General features: G+C 41.9%; 16 protein-coding genes and 1 pseudogene. 7 read left to right on the top strand and 10 right to left on the bottom strand.

The window, feature by feature from the left end:
- Window positions 1-1012: 1012 nt before the first annotated feature.
- Window positions 1013-1876: a LysR family transcriptional regulator gene (locus ACJJII_RS21680; protein ID WP_444917710.1), complete on the bottom strand. Its 864-nt coding sequence runs from the start codon at window positions 1874-1876 to the stop codon at window positions 1013-1015.
- A 175-nt stretch (window positions 1877-2051) separates the two neighbouring features.
- Between ACJJII_RS21680 and ACJJII_RS21675 the strand changes: the two genes are divergently transcribed.
- The 4 genes from ACJJII_RS21675 (at window position 2052) to ACJJII_RS21660 (ending at window position 6797) form a co-directional block, all read left to right on the top strand.
- Window positions 2052-3473, top strand: a complete 1422-nt coding sequence (locus ACJJII_RS21675) for an aromatic amino acid lyase (RefSeq protein WP_444917709.1) — start codon at window positions 2052-2054, stop codon at window positions 3471-3473.
- The gene (locus tag ACJJII_RS21670) at window positions 3470-4327 is read left to right on the top strand and encodes a TauD/TfdA dioxygenase family protein (RefSeq protein WP_444917708.1); all 858 of its coding nucleotides are present in this window, start codon (window positions 3470-3472) and stop codon (window positions 4325-4327) included. The genes ACJJII_RS21675 and ACJJII_RS21670 overlap by 4 nt, the downstream gene beginning before the upstream one ends.
- A gap of 19 nt (window positions 4328-4346) precedes the next feature.
- On the top strand, window positions 4347-5669 hold the full coding sequence (locus ACJJII_RS21665; RefSeq protein WP_444917707.1) for a phenylacetate--CoA ligase family protein: 1323 nt from the start codon (window positions 4347-4349) through the stop codon (window positions 5667-5669).
- A gap of 258 nt (window positions 5670-5927) precedes the next feature.
- Entirely contained in the window at window positions 5928-6797 is an 870-nt protein-coding gene (locus tag ACJJII_RS21660) for a hypothetical protein (protein WP_444917706.1), read from the top strand.
- Window positions 6798-7337: 540 nt separating this feature from the next.
- Here the strand turns inward: ACJJII_RS21660 and ACJJII_RS21655 are convergent.
- Entirely contained in the window at window positions 7338-7925 is a 588-nt protein-coding gene (locus ACJJII_RS21655) for a hypothetical protein (protein ID WP_444917705.1), read from the bottom strand.
- Between the two features lie 1032 nt (window positions 7926-8957).
- On the opposite strand from ACJJII_RS21655, the gene ACJJII_RS21650 reads away from it, so the two are divergent.
- Window positions 8958-10073, top strand: a complete 1116-nt coding sequence (locus tag ACJJII_RS21650) for a manganese-dependent inorganic pyrophosphatase (RefSeq protein ID WP_444917704.1) — start codon at window positions 8958-8960, stop codon at window positions 10071-10073.
- Between the two features lie 361 nt (window positions 10074-10434).
- Here the strand turns inward: ACJJII_RS21650 and ACJJII_RS21645 are convergent, their stop codons facing one another.
- The 3 genes from ACJJII_RS21645 to ACJJII_RS21635 form a co-directional block, all read right to left on the bottom strand.
- Window positions 10435-10656, bottom strand: a complete 222-nt coding sequence (locus tag ACJJII_RS21645) for a hypothetical protein (RefSeq protein ID WP_444917703.1) — start codon at window positions 10654-10656, stop codon at window positions 10435-10437.
- Window positions 10657-10760: 104 nt separating this feature from the next.
- A complete protein-coding gene (locus tag ACJJII_RS21640; RefSeq protein WP_444917702.1) occupies window positions 10761-11738 on the bottom strand; it encodes a trypsin-like serine peptidase in 978 nt (325 codons plus the stop codon).
- Between the two features lie 771 nt (window positions 11739-12509).
- The gene (locus tag ACJJII_RS21635) at window positions 12510-14087 is read right to left on the bottom strand and encodes a phytoene desaturase family protein (protein ID WP_444917701.1); all 1578 of its coding nucleotides are present in this window, start codon (window positions 14085-14087) and stop codon (window positions 12510-12512) included.
- A 202-nt stretch (window positions 14088-14289) separates the two neighbouring features.
- On the opposite strand from ACJJII_RS21635, the pseudogene ACJJII_RS21630 reads away from it, so the two are divergent.
- Window positions 14290-14817, top strand: a pseudogene (locus ACJJII_RS21630) (serine hydrolase); the annotation flags it as partial.
- A gap of 127 nt (window positions 14818-14944) precedes the next feature.
- Here the strand turns inward: ACJJII_RS21630 and ACJJII_RS21625 are convergent.
- Window positions 14945-16054, bottom strand: a complete 1110-nt coding sequence (locus tag ACJJII_RS21625; RefSeq protein WP_444917700.1) for an NADH:flavin oxidoreductase — start codon at window positions 16052-16054, stop codon at window positions 14945-14947.
- A gap of 100 nt (window positions 16055-16154) precedes the next feature.
- On the opposite strand from ACJJII_RS21625, the gene ACJJII_RS21620 reads away from it, so the two are divergent.
- Window positions 16155-17051, top strand: a complete 897-nt coding sequence (locus ACJJII_RS21620) for a LysR family transcriptional regulator (RefSeq protein ID WP_444917699.1) — start codon at window positions 16155-16157, stop codon at window positions 17049-17051.
- Window positions 17052-17159: 108 nt separating this feature from the next.
- Here ACJJII_RS21620 and ACJJII_RS21615 read toward each other — a convergent pair whose 3' ends face one another.
- The 4 genes from ACJJII_RS21615 to ACJJII_RS21600 are packed head-to-tail and all read right to left on the bottom strand — an operon-like array spanning window position 17160 to window position 19774.
- Window positions 17160-17768 (bottom strand): DNA-3-methyladenine glycosylase I, encoded by a 609-nt coding sequence (locus tag ACJJII_RS21615; protein ID WP_444917698.1) that lies wholly within the window; start codon window positions 17766-17768, stop codon window positions 17160-17162.
- A 5-nt stretch (window positions 17769-17773) separates the two neighbouring features.
- Window positions 17774-18079, bottom strand: coding sequence for a YciI family protein (locus ACJJII_RS21610; RefSeq protein WP_444917697.1), 306 nt, complete (start codon window positions 18077-18079; stop codon window positions 17774-17776).
- 26 nt (window positions 18080-18105) lie between these two features.
- Window positions 18106-18678, bottom strand: coding sequence for a TetR/AcrR family transcriptional regulator (locus ACJJII_RS21605; RefSeq protein ID WP_444917696.1), 573 nt, complete (start codon window positions 18676-18678; stop codon window positions 18106-18108).
- A gap of 10 nt (window positions 18679-18688) precedes the next feature.
- Window positions 18689-19774 (bottom strand): alkene reductase, encoded by a 1086-nt coding sequence (locus ACJJII_RS21600; RefSeq protein ID WP_444917695.1) that lies wholly within the window; start codon window positions 19772-19774, stop codon window positions 18689-18691.
- Window positions 19775-19810: the final 36 nt, after the last annotated feature.

Here is a 19810-nt window from a genome sequence, read left to right as displayed (position 1 = left end):
GTCAAAGACTAGAGGAAGGACGCCGCCAATTGATCCTTGCCAGTTATAGAGGTCAATTAGTTCCAATTTGGCCCCCAGACTGCCCTAGATCTGATTTCAGGTAACGTATTGGAACCGCTGTAATAGCGTCAAGCAATGGGGCAAACAAGATCTTTTACCGTGTACTAATCGCTATGGCAGTTATCATAGCCCTCTGACCACTCTTGCTGATAACCTTGTTTTTTGAAGTAACCTCTAAATATATGAAGCGCTTTTTCTAGCCAGATTGAATGTCAGTAATGCCCTCAACCATCTTGCATTCCTTTTGGTCATCAACTGCTTGATCTGTCATTTCCCAGAAAAAGTAGGCCAGGGATTTTGCCTCTTCTTTACTGCCTAAATTAGAGTTTCCAGAAACAATAGACTCCGCGATTTCAGATCTTAGCTGTTTCGCATAATGTAGTACTAATGTCTTTGCGGGTTGATTAGCTTAATTGAAATTCATCATGCTTTTTAGGCCTCAAATTTGTACTCAGACTTTGTAACACTTTGTTTTTAAGCGAAGAGCAGTATCTATGAGTGGATATCTTGAACTTTTTCTCTAGTGGGTGTCCTGAAATCTCAGTGTTTGGTAGAACATTGCTGGAATATTGTTGAGTGCTTATTGTTCAATTTCTCTATAGAGCGATTGTTTTCAATTTTATCTTTCCATAGATCTGGTTTTATTGCTCTTCTGAAAATTGATAGGTATCTATCAAATGTGCAATGTTTAGCTGAGTAAAAAAGGCAAGATTGATTGTGGTATTTATACCGCGGAGCTAATATTTGACTGAAACTGTGGCTTGGGATGATTAATATCATCTCGGGAATATCTCGCTTGTGAGCGTAAACTATTCTTGTATTAAATGGATAAAACCCTTTATATTTTTACAATTGAAAGGCTGCTTAAATTACATGGATATTAACCAGCAGTGCTCTGCAGCTCAAAATATTATTGATAATTTTATGGTTTTGAGTTTTATTTCAATTGTATCTAATAGAAATTTTTCCCATAGTTGGTAAGTTTAAATTCTTCAATTAATTTCTTTGCACCCATGCTATGAGTTATCTCGCGCCGATATACAAGACATATTTCATCTTTAAAGCCTGGTTGGTCTTTATTAACCCATTCTAGCTGATTTCTTCCATGTGTCTGTGCAACTCGACCAGGAATAATACCAACCCCAAATCCCTCTAATGTCATTTTTGTGATTAGCTCGTGACTTGAAGACCTTATATATTGCTTATATCTATTGCTTTCAGATATGGTTTTCAGCAGCCAGTTCGTCTGCATCAGTGCTGGATCATATATTAGTACGTCTCTAGATTGAATTTTCTTAGGATTATGCCAAAAACTAACCACATCGTGACAAAGGTGCTTGATTACTAAGTCAGGATGAGATACAGGATTTACGACAATACCGATATCGATTTTCCAGCTGATCACGGCCTCTACAATTTCACGAGAAAGTGCATGCTGGAAGCTCAATTCAATACCTGGGTTTTGTGCGATAAAAGCAGGAAGGCTATCAGGTAGCATATGTAGTGAAATCGAGCTGTGACATCCAATGGTGAAATGACCAACGGCCTCTTTATTTTCTCGCAGCGCAGAATACTTAACCTCATCCCAATCATCTAATAGCTGCTGAGCGCTCTTTAGCAGCCTAAGACCAGCACGTGAAAGCTGAACACCAGTTTTTTCTCGTATTATTATTTCAGTCCCTAGCTGTCTTTCTAGCCTCTTGATAGCAGCGCTCAGACTCGGCTGCCTAATCCCCAATCTTTCTGCTGCCCTGGATATGTTTTTTGTTTTTGCAACTTCAATAAAGTAATTAAGTTCATCAGCGTGTGGAAACATAGAGCCTAACTTATTTAGCGACTTAATTTAAAAGCAGCTATCGAGTCTACATCGACATACTCTTGGTTGCCATAGATATTGTCTATGGCAACCAGCGCCGACTTCTATTTTTCATGTTTTTATACTCATGTTAATTTCTTTACTCCCTATTTATTCAAAAAGTTTTGGAGTTAGAGTGTCTAGGTCATCTCTCAGCTATCCCGTACCAGCGAATAGTAATGCAGTATCCTCTGATGCTAATTTTAGTTTAGCTTTAACTTTTCCTTTGCAGACTTGGTATGAGTGGGGATATCTACCCAACCCAATTCTCGCGAGTGACAAAGACATTTCCAGAGTTAAACGCTCCTATGCATTACTTCAAGATCAGATCGACGATACTGACAACCCCATTTATGGCCTACACACTAGCTATGGTGAGAATGAGCGAAATTCCTTAGATCCAAATCAATGGAAAAATACCCAAGTCAACTTATTGGAATATTTACAAGTTGGCATCGGTACTCCTCTGCCGAAGTCGGTCGTCAGACGCGCTTTGAAACTACAAGCTCGGAAAACGGCCTATGGCTTATCTGGCATCCATCCTTCCACTTATCAAGCACTTCTTAACCTGGCAAACAGTGAAGCTCTTCCCAGAGTTCCCCGAAAAGGTAGCTTGGGAGCCAGTGGTGACTTAATTTCTATGGCCCATGCCATATCTCCCCTATTCGAGGATGGACCAAAAGGCCCTCGCGACGTAATTGGTCTAGTAAATACCAATGCCATGATGGCTTCATGGGCTATCGAACATGATTATCAATTAAGGAAGGTATTAAGGGACTGTTTTAAATCTGTTGCGCTTATGTCCCTGGCGATAGGCACCGGAGATGAACATTTCTCGGAAGGTTTGCATTATGGGGAGGTACACACCAGCTACGCTCGGGCAGGTAACCTACTGACACAACTACGACGTGACTATTTAAAATCGCCGAAGATTGTCGAAGGCAAGAAAACTTTGTTACAAGCTCGTTATTCTGTTCGGTGTGCTCCTCAGATACTTGGACACTGCCTTGATTTATTGGATTACTCCGAAGCTAAAATTCGTTCCGAAGCTCTAGCCGTCGCTGACAACCCCCTAATTCTTGAGTCTGGTCCCTGGCATGGCGGACTCTTTTATGCGATTGGGCTGGCAGCTTCTGCTGAATTTATGCTGGAAATTATCCATCGTCTATCTGAAATGCTTGATCGACAAATATTGATTTTAATGGATCATCGCCTTAACGGAGGTTTGCCAGATAATTTAAGTGTTGAATCTTTCAATCACTGTAAAGGAATTCACCAGTTAACGTCGGCTTTGTTCCAGGAAATAAAGGCCAGGTCGACACCGGTGCGCCAGATGAGTTTCTCATGTGAAGGCAATAATCAGGACCTCGTGCCCTGTGGAATGGCCGCTCTTAACAATGTTAACGATCAGCTGGATACGTTAAAAGAAATTGTTCGCGCAGCAACTTTTTGTTCAGCTAGAGCCGCAATGATGCGCTCAACGGGTGGTTTACCCGAAGCATTAAAATTGTCGAACTGGTCACAATTCACAACAACTGAGATCGAGAGCATTTTATGAATTTTAACTATTTAACTGGTAATTTCGGGATTGAGATTCCAGCTAAAGAGCTGGCGGATTTGGATCAAAGTACAGGACTAACATTGCAAAACCTATGGCATGAGTATGAGCTATTGGTTATCAGGGATATGGACCTGGATACAAAAGCATTTGTCAATTTCTGCGGCTTATTTGGAGAACTTCAAAAAAATTATTTCTTCTTTCAAGGTCACTCTGAGGAGTACCCACAAGTTGCTAGGATTATCAAAGAGATCGGTGAAAAGCAAAATACTGGTGGGATCTGGCATCATGATCAGGGATATTATTCCAAGCCGGTAAAAGGTATAGCTTTGTATGGTATTGATATTCCCAACAGAGGAGGCGATACCCTTTTTACAAGTTCAACACTTGCTTACGAGAGCCTTTCAACTGCAATACAGCAAGTAGTTAAATCCCTCAATGTGATACATACCACAGAGCTAATGCTCAAAAAACAACCATCATCAAAGTTAATGGAAAGTTCAGGTGAGAGTAGCTCTGGTATAGAGCGGGCACTAAAATTAATGCCACTGGAGTCTGCAGTACACCCGGCAGTTTGTAGAAACCCTGTAACTGGTAAGCCTTTTCTCTACTTGAATCGGACTACCACCTCGCATTTTGAGGGTATGACACTTGATGAAAGTTCGGGGCTGCTAAATTATCTATTTAAACACATCGAAAAACCTGAGTTTAATTGCCGAGTGCAATGGCGCCCCGGCACACTAGTGCTTTGGAATAATCACCAAGTCTTACACTATGCAGTAAATGACTACAATCAACGACGGGAATTACACCGTGTGCATTTTTCTGCAGAACGACCAATTAAATATCTATAAATAGATTACTAGTGTATTTATGAACTATAGTGAACTACTGGCAGATTTTTTGCACCAAAACAGTCAGTCTAGAACTGAACAGCAGGCATTCAAAAATAATCAACTCAGGTGGCTGCTCAGTAAGGCTTTTGCAAAGTCTAACTACTATCGTGAATTACTTGAACAAAACAATGTTGATATAGAGGCAATTCAAAGCTATAAAGATTTACAACAACTGCCGATTATAAGTTCAGAAATATTTTCAAAGCCAATGACAACAGTGAGTATGGCTTTTGACGATATTATTCGCTACTGCCACACATCAGGTAGCACTGGTACTCCCAAACACGTACCTTATACCCGAAAAGATATTAATAATGCAATAATCTCACAAGCACGCAGTTTCTTATTTACAGGTGTCGAGCCGTCTCATAAGTGTTTGTGCGCAATGACTTATGGTCCCTGGCCCAGTGGTATGATTTGTCATGCTGCCGCTGAAATATTTGGCCTCACTATTCCTGCAGATTCATTTCTTGGGGTAGACCATCAGCTACAGAGCCTACAAAGGTATCAGCTGGATTATATAGTTTGCCTTCCCTCTTTATTACCTAGGCTGGAACGTCACTGCCTGGAGAAGCATATACCTCTAGCGTCCTTAAATATACGCAATATATTTATGGTGGGTGAACTATTCTCTGAAGAATTTCGGAGCCACTATGAGATGCTATTCAACGCCAGGTTGATTAATATGTATGCAAACACTGAGCTTGGGCTGATAGCAAGTGAATGCCAACATCATAATTTACATGTGTGGGAAGACTTCTTTCATGCAGAAGTTATTGACCCTGATACAGGAGAACCATGTGAAGATGGTGCTACTGGAGAATTAGTTATAACCGCTCTGCAACGTGAAGCCCTTCCACTGATTCGCTATAACACTCATGATCTGGTGGAGATGCACAAAGGCCCTTGCGAATGCGGCCATCCCGGGACCTATTTGGGTCCCATTAAGGGGCGTATTGATAATATGTTCACAATCAATGGTGGGAATGTCTATCCAATTGCGCTAGAAAAAGCTATCACTGCCGTCACGGGTCTTAGCTCATTTTACCACTGTATCATCGAAAAAGTTGATGGACACGATCATTTGGCATTTGAAATTGAAGCAAGAGAATCTGTCGATAATCGAGATAAAGATCATTTATCACGACAGTGTTATAAGAATCTCACCAGTTCAGATGTAACCCTTCGTATGATTTTCCTTGGACTCGAAGCAGCCTCAAGAATCAATATAGAAATTTTACAACCTGGAGAAATAAGTAACAAACTTGGTAAAGTAAAAAAAATTATTGATCGCAGATAGGTATTCCGACTACTGAGCGAGGCTTGTAGGTGGTTATGGCGACTCCTGTTAGTTTAACTAATTGTGCTTGTGGGAGTTGTATTAATGTCTAGATTTTTATAGCTGGCCTATTGAGCGGTGAAAGGAATTCGTGTCCGACTATGCCGATATAAATGTTAGCATTGCCTTGAATGATGTTTGAATAGAATTAAATGGGGGATTTTAAAAGTATTTAAAGTCACTGTGAAAGAAGTATAAGTTCAATTAAAAAGGATGATTATGAAACTTGATGCGATTTGCAGCCAACTTAAACTCCCAGAGGGCGCACTTGACTATGCAGCGCTTCGCTTGGGGATAAATAGGGAAAAACATATAACACGTTATGATCTTGACAGAATTTCCTCTTTCTTAGAGGTATATGGAGGTTATTCTAAAGCTGGTCTAGAGGCAATAAGATATTTCTTCAATATCGGAGATGTATTTTGGGATAGGGCTAATGAAGCTAAACAAACAGACAACAGTGAGATAAAAAGTATTCGTATCTCAACCTCTGGGTTCTCTTATCGAGTAGCCGGTGTGAAATATTTTAAAGCAACAACAAATGACGGAAAAAGATTTACTATAGAAGGAAGAGATGACCAGTGCGATGAATACCGAATTGGGGTGTACTGGCTTCCTTACGAAGCTAATAAAGTCACGCATACAAATCGCAGAGTTTATGAATCTTTACGGGATGTCAACTTCTTTTTAACCATGGAACTTTCCGGGTGCCGATTCACTATGACTGATCAATCCGTATGCCATGTTGCTTTCGACGCAGGGACGTCAACGTATCAAACACCAACCCCGAGCACCAGAGATGTTGCAGAGAATGCCGTCTTAAAAAGTAATAGTGATAAAAAATTGAAAATACGCAGATTGTCTATTGGGGGAGATGATAGCAATTCATATGGTTATGCTTTCTTTGGCCATGAAAAAAATAGAGCTACCGTTATTGGTGTACGGCAGAACAATCAAAAATGGGTATACAAAGCCTTTATGTACCATCGCGATTCACATTTATCGCAAAATACTACTAATACTCTTGTGCACATTCTTGATAACGTAAAATATTCAAGTAATAATTATTGGGCAGAAAACTTTTTATAAAGAATATCTAATTAAGCAGTTCCTGCTCATTATCAAAAATAGATGTAGAGATGATTCAGAACAGCCAAAGACTGAAGGTAGAAGTCAGTTATGCGACAAGAAACAGATTCTGCTGAATCTTCACTCTAATTTAGAATCAAAGGGTGTGAAATGATACGAGTTTGTGCCCAGACTCTAGAGAACTTGTCTATTGGATAGACATAAGGCGATTGTGGCGTGAAGTGTTTGGAGTAGGGCTTGATTAGTGAGAGGAAGCGCCGAAAGTCGCGTTTGCTGTACACCCAAAATATATTGATTTGGAGCTTGCTAAGACCGAAAGTGTTTCGCCAAGACTATAGTTTACAGAGGCTTCTTTACGTCTATGAACTAAAAGTCTCGGATGCTGGACGAGCCTAACTCAAAATTAGAATCTAGCACTATGGCAGCAGGCGATCCGCTTTCCAGATCGCCTGGAGATATACAAAAGCCTATAGGTGTTTGGCTGATACAGAGTTTTGAACACCCTTGCAGGTGTCTACAGTAACCTTTGGCTAATAACTATTAAGAAAAGGTCACCGCACGCTCATTCAAATCATAATACTTGGTATTAACCTTAATCTTGACAGAACTGCTAGTAGCGTCAAACCAACCAAGGTACCCAGTAACCTCTAGGCTTGTATGGGTAGTGGCCATCGCCTCACGTAAACGCTGCGCCCAGGGCCTTAACCTTTCACCGTCATAACCTGACCCACAAGCACAGAGATGCAGGTCAACAAAACTACCAGGCAAACCCTCTTTAACCAGGGTAGCTGCTAGCTGTGTCGGAGTATAGGTTTTCCATTCACCACCCTTCCACGACTCTACGCCCCTCTCGAAAACTTTGGTTTGTTTATTTTTACCGTTATTGCGTTGAGCACCAATTTGCTCAGCATCACCAGCGCCAGTACCATGAGAAACAATATAAAGAGTATCACCAGATTTGAGGCTACTGAGACACTTATCAATCCAGCGGTACATAGACTTACCAATACCAGATGTGACCTTGTTGGCAAGAATATGATTCTTCGGAATACTCCATGCGCTCGCCATATTCTCCGCAAACTCTAGCATTTCTTCACTGTTTACGGGGAGGTAAATATACTTTGCCATTTTTACACCTTGTTATTATCACAATACGAAAATTATAACACTAAGCGCCTTTCAGAAAGAATTATTAAGGACATCCAAAGATTTGAGTGAGGTATCAGTACTGGACAGGCATAAGTCATGAAGGCTGTCCATCTCTGATTTGGTTGTTAGGGCCGTGAAATACCGGTAAGCGGCCCCACATTCGCTTCAAACTTTAAGGTCCAAGCTACCAGCACCAATGGTGTTCAAACTTTGATCATTTAAGAAAGCGAGCATGTTGGTTTTAAAGTGACGGGCAGGAGAAAACTTAAGAAATTGTACTTGTGTCTCATCTGCAATACTGAGGGTTAAGGAGAGCCAAGTTATGATAAGTTTAAGCGCACCCAATTCATGGTGTAGAAGCTTATGTATGAGTCAAAAGTCACCGAAAGAGAAAGCTTGAATATGCTAAGAGAGCGCAACAACTCTGAGCTTCGGTAGTAAAAAGTCAGATTTTAAACAAGAGTATTTTTGCTCTTTTAAAATACATGACTTTAGATAGAGGCGGCGCGTTAGCGAGATATAGAACCCTTTGCTGATAAGAAGGCCATTCAGAGATATTGCATCAAGAGACTTCTTGGGGGTTCACGGTAGGGTTTCAGTCAATCATATTTATTTGTATAACTACCTAACGCTCTGCAAGATTCTTTTCATTTGTCAATAGGGCTGGCGGCTTATACTTAATATTCATAGGTAACTGATGTCCTTAGCGCGTATTTAGTTAAGAGTAGAATTGAATTATTAGGCAAAGCTTGTGAAGGAATATGCTTAGTTGTAGCCGCATGCGACAAATTGCAGCGGTATAGCAGGCATATAGCTGGCCCGTCCGTTAAATACTTGCACCTTGTCTATATTACGAACTGCCTACCTGTTTATTTAGAAAGGATTAATAATTTTACGATCTACTTAATATGTAGCCGGATGAGGAAATGGTATGGCTGGAGGCTGGTTGCAACATCGGCTATCTATCAAAGTTTCTATTTCACTGCCGGTAGATGACTGTGGAGGATGCCAATGAGATTTTTGATTTTATGTCTGGCGACATTAGGTAAGTACGGACCAAAGGGTTTTCCCAATCTGCTTTTGAGAGTCATATTTTCACTTAGCTTAGCTGTGGGTGTCACATCAAACGCGCAGGAATCCAGTTCTTCAGAGCTGGAGGGCGATAAGTTGTCTACTGCTGACTATTTGAGGAAGGAGTTAAAAAGCAGCCAGAATTTAGTTTGGATCGGGCATAAAGTTCCCGATACTGATTCTGTTAGCGGGAGCTTACTAGCAGCCTTTATTTATGGTGGTAAGCCTGGGACACCCAGTAAAGTTAATCCTGAAACTCGCTTTGCAATTGATCAATGTGGTGCTGATGAGCTAAAAATAATCGAAGATTTTTCAGGAAAGACTGTTGGCTTAGTTGATTTTAATCAAAGCACACAATTGCCAACTGGAATTGACCCAGACTCGATTGTAGCAATAATCGACCATCATGCGATTGGCGGATCACCAATTAATATTCCGAATGTAATTAGTATAGAGATAAGGCCCTGGGGATCGACCGCCACGATTTTGACTGACCATGCACGCATGTTTGACATTGAACTGCCGATTCATCTGGCGTGTATGGGGTTGGCCGCAGTTCTTTCGGATACGGTTAACCTGACATCACCTACCACAACTGAATACGACAGAGCTTATGTTCAAATACTGGCCAAGAGAGCTGGCATAGATGATATCAATAAATTCGCAGAGCGTATGTTGATGGCAAAATCTGATTTGGGTGGCTTTTCGGCTAAGGATATCATTTTACTCGACTATAAGGACTTTGAATTTGGGGGAAAAGAAGTTGGCATCGGTGTTGCTGAAACGCTGATAGCCCAGCCGTTGATTAATAGGAGATACGAGCTGCAATCTGCTATGGGCGAGATAAAGAAAGAGAAAAGTATCGATCATTTGATCTTCGCAATCGTTGACACTCGTGAAAATCGATCTTATCTGCTTTGGAGTGATGGCCAAGATAAGGCTGTTGTTATCTCGGCATTTGGAGATCATGTAGTCGATGACATGGTTGTTGCTGAGGGGGTGATCTCACGGAAGCGCCAACTTGGTCCTGCGATTCAACGAGCCCTAGAGAAGTAAAAAGGGAGATCAGAGAAATGAGAGTGGCTGGGCCTGTGTTAGTTGCGCGACTTCACTACTATCCCTCCTAAAAGAGCTATAGCAAACAGTAGGGACTATCACTTGACCGGACGATCTCGGGTTAGTGTTTCGAGCTGCATATGCTCTTATTGCTAGCTGAGGAGTAGATTTCTGTTTAAAGCTCATTATTCCTTGATTGGTGGAGCACTGCTATGATCGGAAAAAACCTGAGCTAGAATAACAAGGAGGAAAGGTCGTTAGATTAATTTCGGTGTTTTGGAACTATAATCTGCTGTGGCGGGTTTTTACTATTAACACGAACCTATAAAAAATTATCATTCGCGCGTAGGTAAAGAGAAAACTAGTGAGATGAACTATATTTATTTGACAGGGACTTCAGCTTCTCGGCTGTCTCAAAATCGGAACTAAACCATATCTGTAATGGATAGGACTCAAGAATAACTACATCTTTTACCTTTCCTAATTCTTCCAGACGCTGTACTTCCTGTAAAACTGGATCAGGTGTATTTAGGCTGCCTCTCACCATTATTCGCTGCCATTCGGGTTCATCATCTGCCATCATTCCACATGCACTTAGAAAAAATATTAAAGAAATTAACGTTCTCATACTTTTAAAAAAGGCGCCCAAGGGCGCCTTATTCTAAATTTGGGTGAATTAATTTTACTTTATGGGTAATTTTCAATCCAATCCTGCAAAGTGTTATAGACGGAACTGGTTATACGCGTTCCGCAGTTTTGCGAGGATGATCCAGTTGTGTGGATTCCGCGAACACTGTTGGACGTATCCTTAATCCCACTGCCACTCTGACCGCCAGCTGTATCTAATGTGTAACACACTCTGTATGTACTTGAAGACGTGCTACCGGAATCTGTCCACATAGTAGCAAATGGCTTATCTCCAGGGTATCCAGTAACACTATGAGTGCCGCCAGAATAGACACCCCATCCGGAATATCCATTGTGTGGTGGTTCCGCTAACACAATAATTGCATAGTCATAGTTCGTATCTGAATTATTATGCCAAGCACTGGTAGTCACAGCATTTGTCCAGGATTCACTCCCCCAGGGCTCATAATTACCAGATTGAGCCACTGTAAAATCAAGAGAACTATACCAGTTGCCGGAGCCATCAGAAACACAATGTCCTGCCGTTAGCACATGCTTTGCGGTAATCAATGTACCGGTACAGCCTACATCAATGCGGCCATTGTACCAGTGAGGATTTTGCACGGTATTAGTGATTTGAACTCTATCGTCGGTACCAATTACAACTGTGGGGAGCAGTTGTTCCTCACCACGAATCATGGTGGGCGCCTGTCCTTTTGATGAAAAAATCCTTGAATCCAAACCATGAGATTCAATAATTGCTATCGCTTGCTCCAATAGCGATAAGGATTCTTGATCTACTTCTGCAGTATATTGCCTACCGTCTGGAGTAACCGAAACAGCACTTAAAGAAGAGGTGCGTTCCATTAACGTATATTCTTTTCTTACTGCGGCATCATTGACTACCGGTTGTTTTGCAACATTATGACCGCTTATAAAACTTGCGGTTTGGTCTATCTCAACAAAGTTGTAAAGGGGGGCTGCATGGGATGCCCCTGAGAGCACTACCAATGAAAGAAAAATATGACTTCTGTTCATATCTGATCCCTCTAAATTAATAGGTTGGAAGTAGTGGTACAACCATTTTTGTTTTTGCACTTAATTTATGTGCGGGCGCATAATATAGTACCCTCGTACACGTTTACAACTCGATGATAGTTAATTTTAAAATAACCGGCGCCAGTTTTTATGCGAGAGAAGGCAGAAAATATTTGTCTAAAAGATTATATTAATTGCTTTAGGTGTTGAGGGTTTTGTGGTTGCTAATATTTGTTAAAGTATTGAGTGAATAAGCTAAGATTTTTTAGTATGCGAATATTAAATTAATTGGTTCATAGTGAGGTCTATGTCATTTATCCAATGTTTCTCGCAGCTGAAGATTATCACTTGCTCAGCTTATGGCTGCATATAATCTTGGTTATTATTTAAATATAAAGTGTTTATGTAAGAGATATAGAGATCGGAAGTGTAGGAACCAACAAGATAAATAAACTGTTATAGAAGTGCTGTTTTCTAAATCAGCTGCGGCGGCAGATACCCGTTAAAATCGTGAAGAACCTTGATGGCTATAAATGGTAGAGGGCGATAATCAAAATAAAGGTTTTTGTGGCGCTGGGCACTAGATATTCAATCATCCTCAAAGGAAATAACTGTTTGCCACTCATATATTTTGTAGCGTCAGAGGAATCTGTGAAGTGTTCGAAATAGGTGTTCCAACTATTTAAAATAGCAGAATCTTTAGAGCTACTAGTTGGAATCAAAGCTAATTGGTAGTAAAGCGATAAAGGGCCCGCATACTGCAGGCCACTCTTATCTATCTCTGAGAATCTCCATAGCAGCATTATGCCCAGGTACTCCAGTAACTCCGCCTCCCGGGTGGCTACCCGAGCCACAGAGATAAAGATCCTGTATCGGTGTGCGGTAATCTGCAAAGCCCATAAAGGGGCGATTACTCCACAGTTGGTCCAGTCCTAGGGCACCATGGAATATATCACCTCCCATGAGGCCAAATTTGCGCTCTAAATCTAGCGGTGAGTGAATTTGTTGGGCGATTACCGCATCACGAAAATTGGGGGCATAGTGGGTGACAGTATCGATAATTGTTTTTGCAGCTTGGTCACGATAGTCGTCCCAGCTTTTTCCTTGCGGAAGTTCTGGAGCGAATTGCTGGCAAAATAGGCTGGCGACATGTTTGCCTTCTGGAGCAAGAGTAGGATCGATGGTGGAGGGGATCAATATTTCTACAATGGGGTGTGTTGACCAGCCGTATTGAGTTGCATCGACAAAGGCCTGCTCCAAGTAGCTCATTGTTGGACCAATGACTATCCCAGATTGATGATGCTGTTGTAGGTGAGTTCCAGGCTTACAGATGAAGTCTGGGAGTTCAGACAGTGCTACATTCATACGGAAAGTACCGGAACCTACCCTGAATCCACGTACGCGGCGGCGGAACTCTGGCTCTAGGTGTTGTTCGTCAATCATCCGGGAGTAAAGCAGCTTGGGACCGACATTGGCGATTACTTTGTCGGCCGTAATAGTTTTTCCACTGCTAAGCCGTACGCCGTTGGTACGACTACGGTCTACCAGAACTTCTTTGACTTCCGCATCTGTACGAATATTGACCCCAAGGCGCTCAGCTTCTTTTCGCATGGCTTGAGTGATAGCGCCCATACCGCCCATAGCATGTCCCCAAGCGCCTTTCTCACCGTTAGCCTCGCCAAATACATGGTGTAACAGCACGTAGGCAGAGCCAGGAGTGCTGGGAGCTGCATAATTTCCGACTATAGAGTCGAAAGCAAATGCAGCTTTGACATGGCCATTTTCAAACCAGGCATCCAATACACTTGAAGCACTCTTGGTGAACAGGTCAAGTGCATCGCGACGAGATGACATACTTAACTTTTTCGCTCTTAAGCCAAAGCCCCCAGCACGAACTAAATCCACAAAGCCACCGCCCACATTAGGGGGAGAGCGGAGTAATTCCTCGCGCAAAATATCTGCTACGGTTTCCAGCATGGCATAAAAGTCAGGTAGGGTGGCTGCGTCCTTTTCTGAGAAACGTGCAATCTCAGCTTGTGTATCCAAGATATTTTTATGGAAAGAGAGACTTTCACTATTTGAAAGTGGAAAGAAGTTAGCTTGTGGCCGTAACTTGATTTCCAAGCCATGTTCACGGAGATTGAGATCTTCGATGATTTTCGGGTTGAGCAAACTTACTGTGTAGCTTGCTACAGAATTTCTAAAACCTGGGTAGAACTCTTCAGTTACTGCTGCCCCCCCGACTATAGACCGGCGTTCAAGGATCGTTACTTTTTTCCCTGCTTTTGCTAAATAACAAGCGCAGACCAGGCCGTTATGACCACCACCAATAATCACATAATCCTTCATTATTATTCTCTATATGGATAAGGACTAGTATGAATATTTACAGAAAACTATCAAAAGATAAAGAGGGTTTTTGGAGCTATAACTCTAGCCACTATCTATCTGTGTTACGGTGCTGGAGAAGCGGAATTTAAATGCCCAAACACCAGATAATTCTGCATCAGGAACTGAATTTAAGAAGTTAGCTTAAGAGGAAGCATTTGATCCTTTGAACCCCAAAAATAGTACTTTTGATGAAAACTCTCCCATAATTTCCCACAGGCAAAGAGCTTATTCTTACTGGGGAGGAAGTCTAATCAACTCTCCAGAAGTAAATAGTAGCTATAAATATGCCGGCGGAGGTATGCTCTCTACACCAAGTGACCTGGTTAGGTTTGCTATGTCACATCTTGATAGTGGCTATCTGAGTGATGAATCGCTTTCTGAGCTTTTTAGCCCAGGAACTCTAACAAGTGGTGAGGAAGTTAGCTACGGTATTGGTTGGATTGTTGACTTTATCAGCTTAAGCAATTGGTATGATCCGGAGGAGGATGCGGAGCTGATTAGCGTTATCGAGGAGCATCCAAACATTAAATTGATGAGCGGTGAAGGAGTTGGCGGAAGAACCATGCTAATGCTTTGTCCTGATCATGCCCGCTCCATAAGCGTTGTCAAGAATGTAGATAGTGATCAAACGGCTGACTTGATAGAGCTATCTCTGAAAACATTAGATATTTTCCATAATAAAAACTAATCAATTTAAGGTGTCAGAAAGCTAAAGTTGCTAATTTTAAGATTACCCTTCACTCGCTTAGAGCCATTGCCTGGTCTACAAAGAGGGGAAGGGTAATTAAATTCCTCCGCCGTCCTCAGGTAACTATTTAGCTGTTTCTTTGAAAATAATCGCGAGCACATTCCAGTGTCGCATGGGGTGAAAGCATATCAAAAGTGAAGTTCTTTGGGGACTGATTTCGTTTTATGGTATTGGGCCAGTCCTGATTGGCTAGGGCCGTTTTACCAAGCGAGATGATATCTGCTTCATTGTTTTTTAGGACCTGAGCTGCGAGTTTTGGGTCTGTAATTCCGCCGTTGGCAATAACCGGTAGAGTACTATATTTCCTTGCCAGACTTGCTAATGAGTTACTGTTTTCAAAGGCGGGAGTGTCTATTTTTGGTTCGGTGGTATGAATATAGTCGGCACCACATTGCTTCATTAGCTCGAAAACTTCAGCAGCTCCAGCTTCGCCTTCAGGCCAAATATAGTTGGTATCGTTCACTTTTTTCTGAGAGAAACGAACGCCCACTACAAAGTCCTTTCCGACCGCTGTCCTTACTGATTCAAGTGTTTCCTTGTAAATACGTAAACGGTTAGTGAGTACTCCTCCATAACAGTCTTTTCGTTTGTTGGTATAGGTGGTTAAAAATTGGTCTAACAAGTAGCCATTGGCACCGTGTATCTCAACACCGTCAAAGCCGGCAAGTTGTGCCAGGCGGGCAGCCTGAGCGAAGCCCTCAACAACCATTGCAATATCTCGCTGTGTCATGGCTTCCGGCATGGGATAGAGGCCTTCTCCATAGTAGAAGGGCATTTGACTTCCCTGGGGACGAACCATAGAGGGGCCAGCATTTTGATTGGTATAAGGGTTATATTGCGAAAGGGCGCCGGCATGCATCAATTGGGCATATATCCGGGCTCCTTGCCTATGAACTCTTGAGATAATCGGCTTCCAGCTCTGTGCATGATCGTGGCAGGTCATACCAGGTTGATACTTGTAACCCTGACTATAAAGTCTGTCAGTATATAATCCCTCGGTAATAATCAGCCCAAACCCTCCATGGGCAAATCCCTCATAGTACTCCTCCATCAATGGACCAACGCGACCATCCAGCCCGGCGCTGACCCGTGTCATAGGTGCGACTGCGAGCCTGTTGGGCATACGTAAGTTACCGATTTCAACGGTGTTGAATAGATTTTGATATTTGATAGCCATAAATATTTCTTACCCATTAAGATTTTTCATATTTTGACAATTAACGAATTTTTGTGTAAATCAGACATTAGGTAATTACAGTTTCAACTATTTATTGAATATGGCAGGAATTAATCAATTAGAGAGCTTGAGGGTTTTCAGTACGGTCGTGGAGTGTGGAAGCTTTACTAGCGCTGCAAAACGTTTGGGTGTGTCTGCAGCTTGGGTTTCTAAGTCGGTAGAGCGATTGGAATCTCGCCTGGGAACCACGCTTTTGCGCCGCAGTACTCGGCATATGCAGGTGACTAGCTCCGGGGAACGGTGTTACATGCGGGCACTTGAAGTGCTCAGCAAGTGGGATGCTTTAGAGGATGACTTGTGTGAATCCAATGAAAGCCCTAGAGGAAAGTTACGGATTGGCGTCCCGATGTCTTGGGGGTTATCCAAGTTCGGTTCCATTTTGAATATGTTTATGGATCGGTACCCGGAAATCCTTCTAGATATTCAAATGGGAGATCATTATGTGAATGTGCTAGAAGAGAAGTTTGATCTTGTGCTACGGCTAACTAATGAGCTAGCTGATAGCGCCTTGTTATGCCGAAAAATTACCAGTTATCATCGAGTTGCTTGTGCGGCGCCTGAGTACCTTAAACAATATGGGGAGCCAGGCCACCCCCGTGAGTTAAGTGAGCATCACTGTTTGGTATATACCTTACCGGGTAAACCCAGTGTGTGGCAGTTTAAAGATAAAGGTAAATGGCTCGATATTTATCTGGAACCTAGGTTGACTTCTAATAACAGTAAATTACTCCATTGTGCTTTATTAGAGGGGAAGGGCATTGCACTGATCCCCCATTTTATTATTGATGATGATCTTAGAGAGGGGCGATTAGTTCCGATTTTGACAGGCTTCCAAACTGCTGAGCTAAACCTTTATTCACTTAGGCCTGGGGACCGTATGTCCTCCTATCGGTTAAAATTACTATACAATTTTATATGTGAGCAGCTTGGTGAATAAGATAGGGGATGTATCAGAGGTAATATCTTTTACCTTGGGTTCATCCCCTATCAAGCTCTACCCTTTTATAGATTACCTATTATCGTGCGGGTTAGTTCTAGTCAAGCATCAGGGTTTTACAAACCTATTTTTTGCACTCTCTACCTTAGATCGCGTTACACATCCCTCTAGATGGTCATTAATTAATCCCATTGCTTGCATAAAGGCATAGACAGTTGTTGGACCTACAAATTTCCAGCCTAACTTTTTCAAATCTTTCGATAGTGTGATCGATTCGTTTGAGGTAGACATGGACTGAGGCTTGCCAAGCATCTCTTTTTTAGGTTCGTATCTCCAGAGAAATGATGCAAGAGATCCTTCGTTCTTTACGATTTCCCTGGCACATTTGGCATTATTAATAACGGCTTCGATTTTACCTCGGTGTCGGACTATTCCCTCATTTAATAGCAGCTTTTCCACATTTGTATTGGTAAAACGGGCTATTTTATTAAAATTAAATCCATAAAAAGCTTCCCGAAAATTTTCTCTTTTGGCAAGAATTGTACGCCAGCTTAAACCAGACTGAAAACCTTCCAGGCATAGCTTTTCAAATAGGCGAAAATCGTCACTAACTGGAAAGCCCCATTCGTTGTCATGGTACTCCAGGAAATCTGGTGCAGAAGCGCACCAGTTACAACGGTATTTACCATCATGGCTTTGAATAAGTTGCGCGGCCATACCAATTACCTAACCGTTGCCTCGGGTCTTAATAAGAATTTAAGCTGCGGACTAGCTTTGGATGAATTAATTTCTATGACATCGGCACTAACCACTTTTTCAGATACGAAAGGGTCTTGTTCGATGCGTATTAGCAATTCTTCATAAGTGGTGTTAAATGCTAGGATACCTCCACCAATTCCAGGTTTTATACTTCCAGACAGTATAAAAACTCCATCATCGAAACCTTTCTGTAACCACTCTCTGTGGCCAGTCATATATTTTGCTGCTTGTGATTTTTTTTCTGAAAATTTTAACAAAATAACAAACATATACTCACAGTTCCTTGTAAATAGCGCTAAGCTTTCGCCTTGTATGTGTCAACCCAAGAGCACATTTTATTGACTTCGTACTCAACATAGTCCTTGTCCTGAAAAGCATTTGCTAAGGTTGCAACACCCTGGCTCCAAGAGAGAACCTGTAGAGCTAGTTTATCGGTATCAGTGTTGGGATTTAGTTGTGTAAATTGTGTTTTTAGCCATTCCCGAAACAGACTGAAAATTTTATTGGCATCCTCTCGCCCTACATGGTTCAACTTGGCAAGTTCATTGGAGAGAGTACCTACGGGACAGCCGAAATCTCTGATCTTATCCCAGTTGGCAATGACAATACGGATATAACATTTTATCCGTTGCTCAGATGTATTCCCTTGTGTTTCCCATTCTTCCAGCATTGCTTGGGTTTTTTGCAATCTTCTCTCTATAACACCAGATAGAATTTGATCTTTAGTCTTGAAATGGTGGTAGAAGTTTCCGCGAGAAATATTTAAAAGATTAGCGATATCCTTGAATGAGGTATGCTCAAAACCCTGTTGATAAAATAAGTCATCTGCTATTGCGATGATTCGCTCGCGGGTGTCTAGTTTTTCCATATCGATTACTTTACTGAATTTCTATTTGGGTTGAGGCAAATGGGTAGTCAGTGTAGCCTTTTTCATCTCCACCGTAAAAAGTTGAGTGGTCGGCTTGATTGAGTGATATGCCTTGTTTTAGTCGGTAAACTAAATCAGGGTTGGCTAAAAATGGTGTTCCAAATGCAATTAGATCGGCATTATTACTTTTCAGGGATTTTTGGGCCAGTTCGAGATTATAGCCATTATTCGCGATATACACACCCTTAAAGCATTCGCGTAAAGCTGGATAATTTACGGCTCTCTCTTTTTTCATCATATCGCCTTCCAGAATATGAACGTAGGCAATATTCCGGTTACTTAGCTGCTCTAAAACATACTCGAAATTTTCTTGTGGGTTAGAGTCAGACATTGAGTTAAAACTATTCTCTGGTGTTAGACGCACGCCTATACGGTTTGAAGGCCAAGTTTCCATCACGGAATCAATTATTTCGTTTAAAAGACGCATGCGATTCTCTATATTTCCACCATAGAGGTCATTGCGATGATTAGTCCCGTCACGCAGAAATTGATCAATCAGATACCCGTTAGCGCCGTGAACTTCAACTCCATCAAAGCCGGCCTCTTTAGCCATTTGTGCAGCAAAGCCAAATTGCTCCACGATTTTTGGAATCTCACTAGTTTCTAGTGCACGAGGAAGAGCAAAGTCCTTATGCCCCTCGTAGGTAACCGCTTGCCCAATTGGTTTAATTGCAGATGCGCTCACGGGAGCCTTTTTATCTGGTTGTAGGTCGGGATGGGAAATGCGCCCGCAATGTTGCAGCTGTATAAAAATTTTCCCACTAGCTTGATGTACTGCATGGGTTAACTTCCTCCAACCATCAACTTGATCAGCGGTGTATATACCTGGCGTGTAAGGGTATCCCACACCTTGCGTAGAGATAGGAGATGATTCAGCGATAATTAGGCCAGCGCTTGCCCGCTGTTGGTAGTGCGTAACCATCATGGGTGTTACGACTCCATTTTTGTCCGCTCGATTTCGCGTCATCGGCGCCATAACCATGCGGTTTGTAAGTCGAAGACCTGATAAATCGAAGGATTGAAATAGATTTGCCATGCTGTACTTCCTCTTTAACTAGCATTACAGGGTCTA

Source organism: Microbulbifer maximicatervae (SeqCode), from assembly GCF_052467825.1.
This window is presented reverse-complemented; position numbering and strand designations above follow the sequence as displayed.

Coding starts and splice junctions, on each gene's coding strand:
- ACJJII_RS21680 (WP_444917710.1), bottom strand. CDS start 1,876: ATGTTTCCACACGCTGATGAACTTAATTACTTTATTGAAGTTGCAAAA.
- ACJJII_RS21670 (WP_444917708.1), top strand. CDS start 3,470: ATGAATTTTAACTATTTAACTGGTAATTTCGGGATTGAGATTCCAGCT.
- ACJJII_RS21665 (WP_444917707.1), top strand. CDS start 4,347: ATGAACTATAGTGAACTACTGGCAGATTTTTTGCACCAAAACAGTCAG.
- ACJJII_RS21660 (WP_444917706.1), top strand. CDS start 5,928: ATGAAACTTGATGCGATTTGCAGCCAACTTAAACTCCCAGAGGGCGCA.
- ACJJII_RS21655 (WP_444917705.1), bottom strand. CDS start 7,925: ATGGCAAAGTATATTTACCTCCCCGTAAACAGTGAAGAAATGCTAGAG.
- ACJJII_RS21650 (WP_444917704.1), top strand. CDS start 8,958: ATGAGATTTTTGATTTTATGTCTGGCGACATTAGGTAAGTACGGACCA.
- ACJJII_RS21645 (WP_444917703.1), bottom strand. CDS start 10,656: ATGATGGCAGATGATGAACCCGAATGGCAGCGAATAATGGTGAGAGGC.
- ACJJII_RS21640 (WP_444917702.1), bottom strand. CDS start 11,738: ATGAACAGAAGTCATATTTTTCTTTCATTGGTAGTGCTCTCAGGGGCA.
- ACJJII_RS21635 (WP_444917701.1), bottom strand. CDS start 14,087: ATGAAGGATTATGTGATTATTGGTGGTGGTCATAACGGCCTGGTCTGC.
- ACJJII_RS21625 (WP_444917700.1), bottom strand. CDS start 16,054: ATGGCTATCAAATATCAAAATCTATTCAACACCGTTGAAATCGGTAAC.
- ACJJII_RS21620 (WP_444917699.1), top strand. CDS start 16,155: ATGGCAGGAATTAATCAATTAGAGAGCTTGAGGGTTTTCAGTACGGTC.
- ACJJII_RS21615 (WP_444917698.1), bottom strand. CDS start 17,768: ATGGCCGCGCAACTTATTCAAAGCCATGATGGTAAATACCGTTGTAAC.
- ACJJII_RS21610 (WP_444917697.1), bottom strand. CDS start 18,079: ATGTTTGTTATTTTGTTAAAATTTTCAGAAAAAAAATCACAAGCAGCA.
- ACJJII_RS21605 (WP_444917696.1), bottom strand. CDS start 18,678: ATGGAAAAACTAGACACCCGCGAGCGAATCATCGCAATAGCAGATGAC.
- ACJJII_RS21600 (WP_444917695.1), bottom strand. CDS start 19,774: ATGGCAAATCTATTTCAATCCTTCGATTTATCAGGTCTTCGACTTACA.